The sequence below is a fragment of the Bradyrhizobium sp. AZCC 2262 genome (genome assembly GCF_036924535.1).
Taxonomy (GTDB): domain Bacteria; phylum Pseudomonadota; class Alphaproteobacteria; order Rhizobiales; family Xanthobacteraceae; genus Bradyrhizobium.
Window position 1 is genome coordinate 5676421 of record NZ_JAZHRT010000001.1, and the last position, 12508, is coordinate 5688928.

General features: G+C 59.3%; 9 protein-coding genes. 2 read left to right on the forward strand and 7 right to left on the reverse strand.

Features of this window, described 5'->3' with window-relative positions:
* Positions 1–96: 96 nt before the first annotated feature.
* Positions 97–1839, reverse strand: a complete 1743-nt coding sequence (locus V1283_RS26685) for an FAD-dependent monooxygenase (RefSeq protein ID WP_334389544.1) — start codon at positions 1837–1839, stop codon at positions 97–99.
* A 374-nt stretch (positions 1840–2213) separates the two neighbouring features.
* The gene (locus V1283_RS26690; RefSeq protein ID WP_334389545.1) at positions 2214–2621 is read right to left on the reverse strand and encodes a MerR family transcriptional regulator; all 408 of its coding nucleotides are present in this window, start codon (positions 2619–2621) and stop codon (positions 2214–2216) included.
* A 120-nt stretch (positions 2622–2741) separates the two neighbouring features.
* Here V1283_RS26690 and V1283_RS26695 point away from each other — a divergent pair, with 120 nt between their 5' ends.
* Both V1283_RS26695 and V1283_RS26700 read left to right on the forward strand, forming a co-directional pair.
* Positions 2742–4409 (forward strand): flavin-containing monooxygenase, encoded by a 1668-nt coding sequence (locus V1283_RS26695; RefSeq protein WP_334389546.1) that lies wholly within the window; start codon positions 2742–2744, stop codon positions 4407–4409.
* A gap of 77 nt (positions 4410–4486) precedes the next feature.
* The gene (locus V1283_RS26700; RefSeq protein WP_334389547.1) at positions 4487–5257 is read left to right on the forward strand and encodes an SDR family NAD(P)-dependent oxidoreductase; all 771 of its coding nucleotides are present in this window, start codon (positions 4487–4489) and stop codon (positions 5255–5257) included.
* 128 nt (positions 5258–5385) lie between these two features.
* Here V1283_RS26700 and V1283_RS26705 read toward each other — a convergent pair whose 3' ends face one another.
* The 5 genes from V1283_RS26705 to V1283_RS26725 all read right to left on the reverse strand — a co-directional run bounded on the left by V1283_RS26705 (position 5386) and on the right by V1283_RS26725 (position 11543).
* Positions 5386–6768 carry a glycosyltransferase gene (locus V1283_RS26705; protein ID WP_334389548.1) on the reverse strand — a complete coding sequence of 461 codons (1383 nt, stop codon included), beginning with the start codon at positions 6766–6768 and terminating at the stop codon, positions 5386–5388.
* Positions 6769–7355: 587 nt separating this feature from the next.
* Positions 7356–7619, reverse strand: a complete 264-nt coding sequence (locus V1283_RS26710) for a hypothetical protein (protein WP_334389549.1) — start codon at positions 7617–7619, stop codon at positions 7356–7358.
* Between the two features lie 112 nt (positions 7620–7731).
* On the reverse strand, positions 7732–9216 hold the full coding sequence (locus tag V1283_RS26715; protein WP_334389550.1) for a xylulokinase: 1485 nt from the start codon (positions 9214–9216) through the stop codon (positions 7732–7734).
* Positions 9217–9323: 107 nt separating this feature from the next.
* Positions 9324–10064 carry a response regulator gene (locus V1283_RS26720; protein WP_334389551.1) on the reverse strand — a complete coding sequence of 247 codons (741 nt, stop codon included), beginning with the start codon at positions 10062–10064 and terminating at the stop codon, positions 9324–9326.
* 597 nt (positions 10065–10661) lie between these two features.
* Positions 10662–11543, reverse strand: a complete 882-nt coding sequence (locus V1283_RS26725; protein ID WP_334389552.1) for an AraC family transcriptional regulator — start codon at positions 11541–11543, stop codon at positions 10662–10664.
* Positions 11544–12508: the final 965 nt, after the last annotated feature.

The following is a 12508-nucleotide window of genomic DNA, read 5'->3' on the forward strand; positions in this document are numbered from 1 at the left end:
ATCATCTCCTGTCTTTGTTGGAGCATGATCTTTTCGGAAAACCAGTTCCCATCTTTCCGGATCATATTCCAATTTGCTCGTCGCGCAGGGGATCGTTCAACGGTCCGCGACCAGTCCCCTCGATTCGATAACGTACGATGACGCACGCACAGTGCCACCCGCAACCTCCAGCACACGGCCGGTCAAGATATCGATCAATTCAGCGAAATTCTCCGGGCTTGCGTTGCCGCGCCAGACGATCTGCTGATCCGGACGAACGAGCGTGAGGTCCGCTCCATAAAGCATCCTCAAATCGGGGTTATCCAAGCGAAGGTGCTTGACGGGAATACCGGCCTCAACCAGGTGACGGATAACGGACAGGCCATTGTTCGGTGCCTCCGCCAAATCGAGCAGCGTGTATTCGTCGCCGAAAAAATCATACAGCGGCACGCCTTCGGCATTGCGCTTTAGCGGTGCACGGTGACCCGGCGCCGCGAACGGCTGGTTTTTCGCCCGATCATAGGGTGGAGCAGAGCTCTTCTCTCGTGCGACGATCGGCGAGTCCGCGTAGCGCTGGTCCAGAACGGTGCCGTCGGAATGCCATTGCGGCTCCAGGTCGCGCGCGATGATCTGGCTCAGTTCAAACCGCTTACTCCAGGCGTCTTCATTGTCGCCCTCGATCGCCATGACCTCGGAAAGACATACGAATGTCAACTGCCACCGCTCGTAATTGTTGAAGGCTTCGCTCGCGGTGCGATGGATCATCGGCAATCGTTCCGGCCCATAACTGTCGAGAATGCCCTCACTCGCCCATCCACGGAGGACATGAGCGAGCTTCCAGCCCAGATTGACCGCGTCGTTGAAGCCGACATTGAGGTTATGGCCGCCGAGCGGTGGGATGACGTGCGCGGCATCTCCGGCGATGAACAGCGGCCCCTCGCGCAGGCGGTCGGCAACCGCCGCGAAGTAGGAGAACGGCACGCTGCGCTCGATTTCGAAGGAAATATCCGGCCCGACGACGGAGCGAATAAGGGCATTGAGATCAAGGTCGCTTTCTTGCACTCCTGTCGGGAGATTGTAGGAGAACTCCCACCGGTCGCCGGCAATCAACCGCGCCAACCCGGCGCACCCGGCCTGAGCACACAGGTACATGACCGAATCCGGAATCTTGCGTCTTCGCATGTCGGCAAGCAGATCCGGCGCGCGGAAGAAGGTCATTACCTGGCGCGATAGCGCCCCCGGTCCCCGGTAGGCAATGCTAGCGGCCTGCCGTACGATGCTGCGGCTGCCATCACACCCCACGACATAGCGCGCGATGATGCGCTGACGCGTGTGTGTCTGCTGGTTCTCGACCTCCACCTCCACGCAGCCATCTTCAGCAACGGCAACCGACACAGCCTCCGACGAGAAAGCGGTGTTTACTCCGAGCTTGCCGGCTTTCTCGAGCAACTGGTTTTGCACCTGTCCCTGGGCCACCCACAGCGCATCCTCCGCGGCATCATCGAGCGTGCGGTGCCAACCCACTCCCTCTGCCCGAGCGGTCGCAAGCGGCCGGCCACCGAGCGTATCCACTGCGGTCACATTGCCGGGCCAGCCGGGCGGAACGAAATTAATGCGCTTCAAGTCCTCGGCGAGACACCACCGGCGCATATGCTCCATGGTCCGCTTGTTCATATTCATGGCGCGCGTCCACCAATGGCCGATCTCCGGCACCTTATCGACGAGTCGGCAGTCGACGTCGCGCAAGCCAAGCTCCACCGCGAGGGCAAGACCAACCGGGCCCGCACCGACGATGAGCACATCCGTTCGGACAGTTGCGTGTTCGGCAGCGCCGTTCCCCGACGCCTCAGTTTTAGCCATGACGATGTCCCCTAAAACGCTTGCCTGTTCTGAAGCCGAACTTCAATTTTTTTGGGCTCAGACGATGCCAGTGCGAGATGGCGACATGATTTCAAAACACAATCATTAAATTACCAATGTAATATAAAAATTGGCCACGGTCGCGCACAGCTGAGAGCGTGCTCTGATGCGATATTTGACGCCGGCCTTGTGTTCCGAAGTTGAGCGAGATGTCGGGCGAGTTCTAGAAAGGCGAGGCGTTTGCGAGAACCCACGGCCGGCGGATCAGGCAGAACCACCGTTACGCCGGGAGATGATCGGCAGCACGTCATCGCTCCACGTATGCGTGCAGACGATCGAGCTGGTTCGAATCTTGCGCAGCTGAAATCTGCGGCCTATTTTCGTAGAATTGCGATCACGCGCTCCGCATTAGCAATGCAGTCCATATCGTCAGGCTTGTTTTCAACGGCGTCGATAATTGCTTGCAACTGCGCCTTGTTCTTCTTCAGCCGCCTCTGCAGGGTTTCGATTTCCCGGACCTTACGCTTGAGAGTTTCAAGCATTTTGTCGTGAGACCACGTGTTCATGTCCAGGTTCGTCGGCAGCAGCGCGCGGATTTCGTCCAGTGTAAAGCCGGCCTGCTGGGCGCTGCGGATGATCTCCAGCATCTGCAAATTCTGCGGCTTGAATTCGCGGTAGCCATTGGTGCGGCGCTGGGCCCCGGGGAGCAGACCGTTCATCTCGTAGAAGCGGATTCGCGATGGCGTCAGTCCGCTGCGCGCAGCCAGTTCACCGATCATCATGTTGTGACTCCGTAAGCTCTCGCAAAACTTGACCTTAAAGTTCGCTTTAACCCTAGGCTCGCTCATCGTCAACAAGGCGCGCTTTGATTACGACGGCGGCCGTTTTTTGGAGAATCCTACATGTTGCAGACACTCGCCCCAAAGGATTGCAAGCCGAGCCATCGCGTGAAGCTCGCCATCGTTGGTTCCGGATTTGCCGGGATTGCCGCTACGCTCCGGATGAAGCAGTCTGGTGACGACGACTTCGTCGTGCTGGAACGCGCAACTGATCTTGGCGGTGTCTGGCGCGACAACCGCTATCCAGGCTGCGCCTGCGATGTCGAATCGCATCTGTATTCGTTGTCCTTTATTCCCAATCCGAACTGGAGCCGGCAATTTTCGCCGCAACCGGAGATCCATGCCTACCTGAAGCAGTGCGCGCGGGAGGCTGGCGTGCTGCCGCACATCCGCTTTTCGACGAACGTCCGACGCATGGCTTGGGACGAGGCGGCCGGCGAGTGGCTGATCGACACCAGTCAGGGTGACTTCCGGGCCCGGTTCGTATTGACCGCGATGGGCACGTTGAGCAATCCCTTGATTCCCGATTTGAAGGGTCTTGAGAGCTTTCAGGGACAAGCGTTCCATTCGACCAATTGGCCGCAAGATATCGATCTGAATGGCAAGACTGTTGCCGTCGTCGGCACCGGCGCCTCGGCTGTCCAGTTCATTCCGAAGATCCAGCCCAGCGTGGCGAAGCTGTATATTTTTCAGCGGACGGCGCCCTGGGTGATGCCCCGTCACGACGGCCCCATCAGCGGGGAAACGCAAAACGAATACCGGACACATCCTTGGCGGCTGCGGCTGGAGCGCACCAAACTCTATATCCAGCACGAAATGCTGGCTTTCGCGTTTCGCCATCCCCTGGTCATGCGCGTCAGCCAGCGCGGCACCCTCAAGCACATGCATGGCGCCGTCAAAGATCCTCAACTGCGCAAGAAGCTGACGCCGAACTACACGCAGGGATGTAAGCGCATCCTGTTTTCGAATGACTACTATCCGGCGCTGACGCAACCGAATGTGCATCTGATCACCGCAGACGCCGCGCGCGTGACGCCGACGGGAGTCATCGGAGGCGACGGCGTCGAACGCCCGGTAGACGTCATCATTTTCGGCACCGGTTTCCAGATCAAAGATCCTCCCTATGCCCACCACGTTGTCGGCACCGGCGGCAAGTCGCTGGCGCAAACCTGGGCGGGAAGTCCGATAGCCCTGGCCGGCACCACGGTGCATGGTTTCCCAAATCTGTTCTTGGTGAACGGCCCCAATGTCGGCCTAGCGCACACCTCCGTCATTTTGATGTTGGAGGCCCAGATTGAGCATGCATTGAGCGTTATGCGTTATGCGGAGCGGAAGAGCTGCGCCATTATCGAGCCACGTGCCGACGCGCAGCAACGCTTTACGTCGTGGTTCGATCGTCAGATGCGTGGCACGGTGTGGACGGCGGCTGCGAAAGCTGGTATCTCGATGCGACCGGACGCAATTCCGCGCTATGGCCGAGTTATACCTTCACCTTCCGCAATCGCGTCGCCAAGATGCGCCCCGCGGAGTACGAAGTCCGTCAAGCCCAGTTTGCCCTTGCTCATGCTAATATTGTTGTTCGCTAGGGTAGGAGCGCAGCACATACCAAGGCGTCATGGAATCCTGCTTCTCCATGAAGATTGTTTCTTGTGTGGTGTTCCAGGCATCACAAATCCCGTCGAAGCTTGCGGCACCGCGCGCGCTATAGAGGCTGGGCTGTTACAATCGTAGCCATTGCGAGGTTGCCTCTTGCTGGATCGAGTGAGCTATTGAGAGTGTTGATGGACATAGATCGGAGCTAGACAGTGATGAGCTCAAGGTTCGAAGGCAAGATAGTTGTCGTGACGGGCGCCGGAACAGGTATTGGTGCCGCGACCGCACGTCGTTTTCACGCCGAGGGAGCCGCCGTCGTATTGAGCGGCCGAAGGAAGGCCAAACTGGCGGAGGTCGGGCAGAGCCTAGGGAGCGACCGTTACCTGATCCAGGCCTCTGACGTCTCGGATGTCAAAGACGTGGAGCAACTGACCGCCAACACCGTCCGCCGCTTCGGCAGGATCGACGTTCTCGTCAACAATGCAGGGGTCGGTGCGCGCGGAGGCTTTTTGGATCTGCCGGTCGAGGAATGGCATCGCGTGTTCGCAATCAATGTCGGTGGCGTTTTCAACATGACGCGAAGCATTTTGCCTCATCTCATCGAGACAAAGGGGACAGTCATAAACGTGTCGTCCCTGTCCGGACTCGGTGGTGATCGGGGACTGAACTTCTACAATGCCGCAAAGGGTGCGGTGAGTAATCTGACGCGCAGCCTCGCCGCCGAATTTGGCCCGATAGGCATAAGAATCAACGCTGTCTGTCCGAGCATCACCTTCACCGAGTTGAATATGCCGACCTTCGAGCGATTCCCTGAGTTACTACGGCGGCAACTCGAACGCATCCCACTCGGTCGCGCCGCCCAGCCCGAAGAAGTCGCGAGCGTCATCGCGTTCCTTGCGAGTGACGACGCGAGCTTCGTCAACGGAGTAAACCTGCCAGTCGATGGCGGACTCGATGCGTCGACCGGTCATGCTTCCTTCCTCTAACCCGGATGTCGGGCCGGCGCGTCCGGCCCAGTTCGACTGGCGTGGACCGCTCGACCTTCGGCGCAGGCGGCAACGCGGGCTACCCGGACTGTTGTAGCTGTGCCGCCTTCGCGCGAAGCCGTTTGATGTTACGCGCGAGAGTTCGGAGCGAGGCGCTGCGCGCGGCGGGTTCCACGCTGATTCCGCTTGACCGCCATCTCTATTTGGCGCGAACCAGACTCAGTTGCGGGACGCGCGATCTCGCTGACGATCCGAACGATCTCGGATCGCGTTTCCATCGCGTCGAATTCAGCCGCCATCAGCGACGCGCGCGACCGATAATTCGGTGTGTCGAGCACGGTCCGAACGGCGTCGCGCAGCGGCTGTGGCGCCGGTTCATTGGTGGCAAGATCGATCCCGACGCCGGACCAGGCGACACGCGCGTTGACGTCGGCCTTGTCTTCGGTCAACCCGGCGGTGACCAGCGGAACGCCGAAGCTCATGGCCTGGTTCACACTGCCGTAGCCGCCGTTGGTGACAAACACGTCGGCCTTGGGCAGTATCCATTCGAACGGCAGATACTGCGCCAGGCGCGCATTGCCGGGAATGGGACCGGGGATGGCTTCGATCGGGCGCCCGCCGGCGGTCGCGACCACGAGCAGATCGGGCTCATCGGCTAGCGCCTGCAACGTCGGGGCGATTAGCAGGCCGAAATTATGATTGGCCGCCGTTCCCTGCGTGACGAGGACGATTTTGCGCGAGCCGTCGAGCTCGCGGGCCCAAGACGGCAGCGACACCTGATTTGGAATGATCGGAGGCGTGCCGACGAAATGCACTGAGCGCGGAATGTCGCGCGGAAACTCGAAGCTTGGAACCGTCAGCTGCAGATAGGTATCGGCAAGGTACACGACGGAATCGAGCAGCGTCATTGACAACGGTTCGATGCCCATCTTTTCCAGCGTCCGGTTCAGGCGATTGGCCACCGGCTGATAAATCATCCTGTCGTGTTCCTGATAGATCGCCGCGTACTCCTCGCGCTGCGCTTGCGTCGTGGCGGGCGGCAGACCGACGAAATTTGGCGCGCCGTCGTCGCGGCAGCAGTGCAGGATCGACGTGCCGCACAGCAAGATGGGGGGCCGTTTCGAGCGCGGCCCGAGCAACATCGGCAACACGCCGAATAACATATCGTCGCCGATGACGGCGTCGGCCGGGAAGGTTTGCAGAACCTGCTGCATGCCCTGGTGCTGCGCGGGGACGGAGTCGACGAACACCCGCTCCATGCCGATGCGCAGCCATTCCGGCCCCGGCGGTGTGGTTTTCAGTTCGGGGGCCACCGTGTCGAAGTCGCGCAGATCGAAGTCCGCGTCGGCGGGAAAAGCGTGGAATCTTGCACCGATGCCTTCGATGCGGTCGCGCAGAACGCTGCCCGACAGGAAGGCGATCTCGTGGCCTTCGGCGATCAGCAGATGGCCGATCGCAAGCAGCGGATTGAGATGACCCGTCGCGGGGGTCGAAACAATGAGAATTTTCATGTGAACCTGCAGCTCTGATGGTCGAGGAGACGGCCACTCGCCGGTGAGGATTCCGGCAAGTTGGCCCGAGCAGAGGGAGGTTGAGAGACCACGGTTACGGCTCGACTTCAGAGCGGCGCGAATGAGTTACGGTTGCAACGCGTGACGGCTTTGCGAAGGTGCGAGACGGAAGCAGAATGCACGTCGAGAATCTCTACTCTCGTCCCTGTGTGAAGGTACTTAAATCAACCCATCGACCTGATATGGGATCGGAACGGATGTAGCGGGTCCTGGCCCTGGCCAAACAATCGAACCGGGACCAGGCACGATGTATTCGCACGACCGAGGGTCGGTGCATTCGCCGAGGAGATTTCTAGGTCCCCGGCTGACCTCGGATAGCAGAGCGCGATTAGTCCGGCCCGCCCGATACCCCCCCTGCCCGATCAACGGAAACATTATGCGTTGACGCGCAGACTGAAGTGGCGCTGGAATAGCCGCTGCCCGGCAAAACCGACGGACGAGTGCGGTTCCCGCAAGAAGCAATTCCGTTTCATCTGCAGACAAAATCCCCGCTTGCGAAATCGTCCCGTGATCGAGATCCAGAAAACTCAGCTCCCGAAAAGGGAGCCAGACCATGCCCCAGACCATGCTAAAGCCGTCAAGCGAGAAACACCGGGATTTTCTTTTTTGGCAGCTGCGGCCACTTGGTCGGCAGTCTGGATCGGATCGACGCTTACCAGCACGATAGCCTTGACGCCGGCGTTGGTGACATCTTCGACACGGCCGGCAAGCTGCTGGAAGTCGCCCCGCGTATCGACGACATTGATCGACCAGCCCTTGGCTTCGGCACTCACCTTGAAGGTGTCGACCACTTCGTTAGTGGCGACCAACTGATATAGGGTGTGAGTACCGCCACATCAGCGGCGTAAGCCGTTGTGGCGAACAACGCGACCGCAACGGTGGTCAGCTGTGAAATTGCCCTCGTTATTCCTTCCTCCAAAGTTGAGAAGCCTCCGGGTCTGCGGAGCCACGCAGTGCGAGCGACGGCGACAGGGTTCGAGAGAAGCACGAGGCCTCCAGATAGGACTCGTAGCGGCGCTGGGTGGATTCGGCCTCCTCCGATCTGGGGTCGACAGTTTCCGAACCATGATGCCGCTCCACCGGTGAGAAGCCGAGTTTCGCCGCGACCATGCGGTAGACGCCAAGCGCCGGTATTTCCTGGCTGGCGAGAGGCCAGTGCGTCGTCTGCCCGAGACTATCGGCAAGGATTTGCCGCAAGAGCGGACTGCGCGCGCCGCCACCGATGACCGTCAGCGGCACGGCGGGCAGACAGGCTGTCTCCAGATTGTGGCGGACCGCGAAGGCGATGCCCTCCAGTACTGCCCGGCAGAGCGCGCCCGATCGGTGTTGGCGGTCCAGGCCAAGAAAGGCACCGCGCACGGCTTGGTCCTGGAAGGGCGCGCGCTCACCGGACAGATAGGGCAGGAACAGCGGCCCGGGCCGCTCACGCTCGGCATTGTCAAGCAGAGTTTCGACGGTGACTGACGTGACCTCCGAAAGCCAATCCAGCGCCGAGCCCGCATTCAGGAACGGCGAGATCAGAATTGCCCGGTCGCGATGGATAGGGTCCGCCAACGTATAGATGTCGCGTGGCGGATTGGCTTCCGACAGGGTCATGGTCGCCGCAACCCAACCGGTCGTGCCTATATAAACATAGGCAGATTGGGGACATTCGGCCAGCGCACCCCAAGTCGCCGCCGCACCGTCGCCTGCACCGTTGAAGACCGGAACACCCGGCCGCAACCCAAGCGCGGCGGCCGGGGCGCCGAGCAACGGCCCGACGACAGCATCGGCTGGCACAACGCGCGGCAAACGATCCAGCGTGACGCCCGTTGCGGCCAAAAGTTCTGTGTCCCAGTCATATTTCCGGATATTGAAGAGGCCTGTGGTCGTCGCTGTTGTCGGGTCGATCACCGCTTGCCCGGTCATGCGATGGATTACCGCATCCTTGGCGCCGAACAGGTAACGGGCGACAGTTCGCCCGGTCAGTGAATATCGTTCGAGCCGTATTATCTTCAGGATTGGGTGAGCCGGATCCAGCCTATTTCCGGTGCGCTCGGCATAATCAGCCGGAAGCCGGGCCCGCATCATTTCCACCTCATCGCCACCGAGCCGACGGTCGGAATAGAGGATCGCGGGTCCGGCCGCAGTGCCGTCGTTTGACAAGGCGATCAGATTTTGCATTGAGCCGGTCAAAACGACTGCCGTCACATTGTCACGCGAAGGCAGCTTCGCCGAAGCGGTGAGCACGGCCTGCCACCAGTCATCGACACTCTGCTCGACGGAACGATCGGTTTTCGTTCGAGTCGTTATCGGAGCCGATGCCGATCCTGTGACGGCGCCGGACTGGTCGAAAAGCACAGCCTTCAGTACCGAAGACCCGACATCGAAGACGAGTATTTGATTCAAGAGGGAGCCCTTTGCTAAGAGATGCGAGTGGCAGTGGTCGCCGGGGTGGGAAAATCAGTTACGATCGTTGTGCACGACAGTTCGCTGAAACATGTACGCGTAATCTGTCAAAACGATTCTACTGTTACTGCAAAAACATAGCCGATACCTCGTTCGGTCAGGATGACGCTTGGTGCACCTGGATCGGCCTTCAATTTGCGCCGTAGCCGTAGGACTTGAACATCGATGCTTCGATCGAAGACGTCCTCGTGAGTTCGGGTAGCTTGCAGCAATTGCTCCCGCGTAAGCGGACGCTGAGGTGCTTTAAGAAAGGCAAGCAACAAGGTATACTCGCCCTTAGTGAGCGACACTGGAGCGCCGTTGGGATCGACCAGTCTTCGTGCGCGACGTTCAACCTGCCACCCGCCAAATGTGTACCCGCCTCGTTCGCTATCGCGAACTCGCGCGACGCGTCCCATTTCCTGCCGCCGCAACACAGCTCGGACGCGAGCGAGTAATTCCCTTAGACTGAAAGGTTTGACGATGTAATCGTCAGCACCGAGCTCGAGGCCGACGACACGATCGACTTCGTCGAGACGGTGGCCCGTCATGATGATGATTGGAACATCCGAATGCGCCCGTATTTCGCTCAGGAGATCCAGTCCGTCATCCTGTCCCAAGCGGAGATCGAGGAGGATCAAGCAGGGATTCATCGCCTCCAGATGATGATTCAAACTCGCTCGGTTAGACACCGCGCTCACAGGCACATTGTGTTCTTCGAAGTAGCGGGCCACCATTCGGCGCATCGCCGGATCATCGTCAACAATAACGACGTGGCCCCCGCCCCTTTTGCGGGCCTCATCGCTCATGCGGGGGCTATCTCGATTGAGATCCAAGTTTCCGCAAGAGTACCTCCATCCACCGGGGCCGTCAGTCATCGGTTTGGGCTCGCCTAGTTCTGCGCTTGAGCGTCTAGGCTTGTTCACGCTCCACCAATTCGACGCGACACTCGTAGGCAGTTTGTCGCGCGGTTCGTTTTTGCGTAGAGAAGCAATCACCATTCCAGTCCCTCCAATGGCACCCGCTGCCATTTGCGAAACACATGTTGCTCTTACTGGAGCGGGGCCAATTGGCGTTTCTGGACAAGTCGCTCACGTCGTCGTGACTTCGCCGTCAGCGCTTCTTTAGGAGCACATGTTCGAAAGGGATATCATCGCCTCTATAGGCGCAATGGATGACCGTGAGATCGCCGCATCGCCCTTGGAAGCAGCGCGGCACGGCGGACGCCACGGGATCAGCGATTTAGTTGAGGAGGTTTTGGACTTGGGGTTCGGATCGGTCAAATCGTCGGTTCAGCGTCGATAGCGTCACATTTGACGAAGGCATTCATGGTTGTTGCGCCTCAATTTTTCCGCGACCGCTCCCCCCAACTCACCCGCACACCTCGAAGTAATGGCCTTTTTGCTTCATGCGCGACTTGGTGAAAGGGAGTTTGCAGCACGAGAGATTGCATAAGTTACGCGGAAGTTTGCGTTTACCGTGTGAACTTCCTCGGCCGGCGCCGTACGAAAGAAGTCCTCCGGCGGCTGGCCGATTATACGATTGAACTCATTGATCATATGTGCCTGATCGGTGAAGCCGCAGGCGTAAGCAGTATCCACCCAGGCCCGTCCGTCTCGCCTCGCCTCCAGAACCTTTTCGATGCGGGCGATGCGTGCAAACTGCTTCGGGCTTGTCCCAAACGTGCCCTGAAAGTGGCGCTGTAGGTGCCGCTGGCTGATGTCAAGTTTCGAGGCGAGCCGCCACACAGGTAAGGCGGGATAGCGCCGCAAGAGCAATGCGGCACGGGATGCTGCGGACTCTGGCCGGATGTGGCGCATGTGACCCAGTAGAAAGCTTTCGACGTACGCCACCCTCTCAGCGCTGTCCCTAGCCTCCGCCAGCATCTCTTCCAGCAAGATCACTTCGCCGACGTTAAATAGACTACCGAGCTCGATCTTAGTGTCCGCAAACTCTTGCAGGGGTGCGCCGAGCATGCGGACGGCCACCTCCGGTTTCAGGCAAGCAATGATGACTCCGAGCGGACCCCTGGGGTGCGTGCTGACAACACCAGTCTGACCTTGGGTCGCGAAGAGTTGGTACTCGCTGCGGCTGTGGCTCCTGGAACCGAATCGCCAGTCCGAACGCAACGGCACTCTGTATTGCGCGATCAAAAGTATCGCGGTGCCTGGCGGATGCTTAATTGTAAGCGCCCTTGCCGCGGCGCCATCGGCAACGTCCCAATCCCAGATTGCGTCCACAATATCTACGAGCGAACGCGGATGGAAAACCTTGAAAGACCCCGGCATTACTCTCCTCCACGCCGAGGCGCGTCTTGACGGGCAAGGCCCATTAGATTCGTCGACCGCGCGTGCGCGAACTTTTCCTTTCGAGCATACTCACTTCGTTCGGAGTTGCGACGAGGATCTCGTTGCGTTGCGGGACTTGCATGAAAAAAGCCGCGGGTGTGAGCGACATCCGCCCGAGTCGATCCGTCCCAGCGCGCCGCCAGTGCCTTCTCCACCTGCGAGGCGGGCAAACCGCTAGTCCCAAACGCGGCACGGGAGCCCCGCTATAACGCGAGACGCCGCGCTGAAGAGGTGGAAGACGGATAACTCCAAGGGTTTGCCTGCCGCCTTCATCGGTCCAAACTCACCGAGGTAGATACCCTCGGCGATCAAGATGCGTCCAATCGCTAGTAGCGCGTTAAGATTTCCCGTCAAGGGAGCCAAAGCAATGAGATTTTTCATGTGATCCTGTGGCTCTGATAGCCGAAAAAACCCAGCCACGAGCACCTAATCTAGAGAGCAGTCCGGCTAATTGGCTCAAGCAGAGAAGAAGCTGGACGGTCGCGGTTACATCTCGATTTCGGAGCGGTGCGAAATCGTTACCGTTGTAATGCCTAGCGAGCTGATTCAGTTCAACTCTCCGACAAGCATCACAGGATGACCGGTTTGTCGCCAACTAAACCGATCAAACGCTGAAGGCTTTATCCGCTCAACGAGTAATCGTCCCGGGCCATGTCACGAAATTCCGAGTGGGCGCCAGGCCGGACCCGGGTAATCGTATTCCGGGGCACACTAATCGGCCGATAGTTTTCTTTGGGGTGCCATCCCCCGCTCTTACGCCCCTGCGCGAGCTCGCTAGGCGTTTCGAAACCGCACGCCTTCCCCCGTTTGCTCGCTGTGAAAAAGTGAATTCGATACCGCAGTCGTGTTGGGGAGTGCTGTCATTACATTCGTAGCAAAGATCAGCTTTATCTAACGTCTTTCGA

Coding starts and splice junctions, on each gene's coding strand:
- V1283_RS26695 (WP_334389546.1), top strand. CDS start 2,742: ATGTTGCAGACACTCGCCCCAAAGGATTGCAAGCCGAGCCATCGCGTG.
- V1283_RS26720 (WP_334389551.1), bottom strand. CDS start 10,064: ATGAGCGATGAGGCCCGCAAAAGGGGCGGGGGCCACGTCGTTATTGTT.
- V1283_RS26690 (WP_334389545.1), bottom strand. CDS start 2,621: ATGATGATCGGTGAACTGGCTGCGCGCAGCGGACTGACGCCATCGCGA.
- V1283_RS26685 (WP_334389544.1), bottom strand. CDS start 1,839: ATGGCTAAAACTGAGGCGTCGGGGAACGGCGCTGCCGAACACGCAACT.
- V1283_RS26700 (WP_334389547.1), top strand. CDS start 4,487: ATGAGCTCAAGGTTCGAAGGCAAGATAGTTGTCGTGACGGGCGCCGGA.
- V1283_RS26705 (WP_334389548.1), bottom strand. CDS start 6,768: ATGAAAATTCTCATTGTTTCGACCCCCGCGACGGGTCATCTCAATCCG.
- V1283_RS26725 (WP_334389552.1), bottom strand. CDS start 11,543: ATGCCGGGGTCTTTCAAGGTTTTCCATCCGCGTTCGCTCGTAGATATT.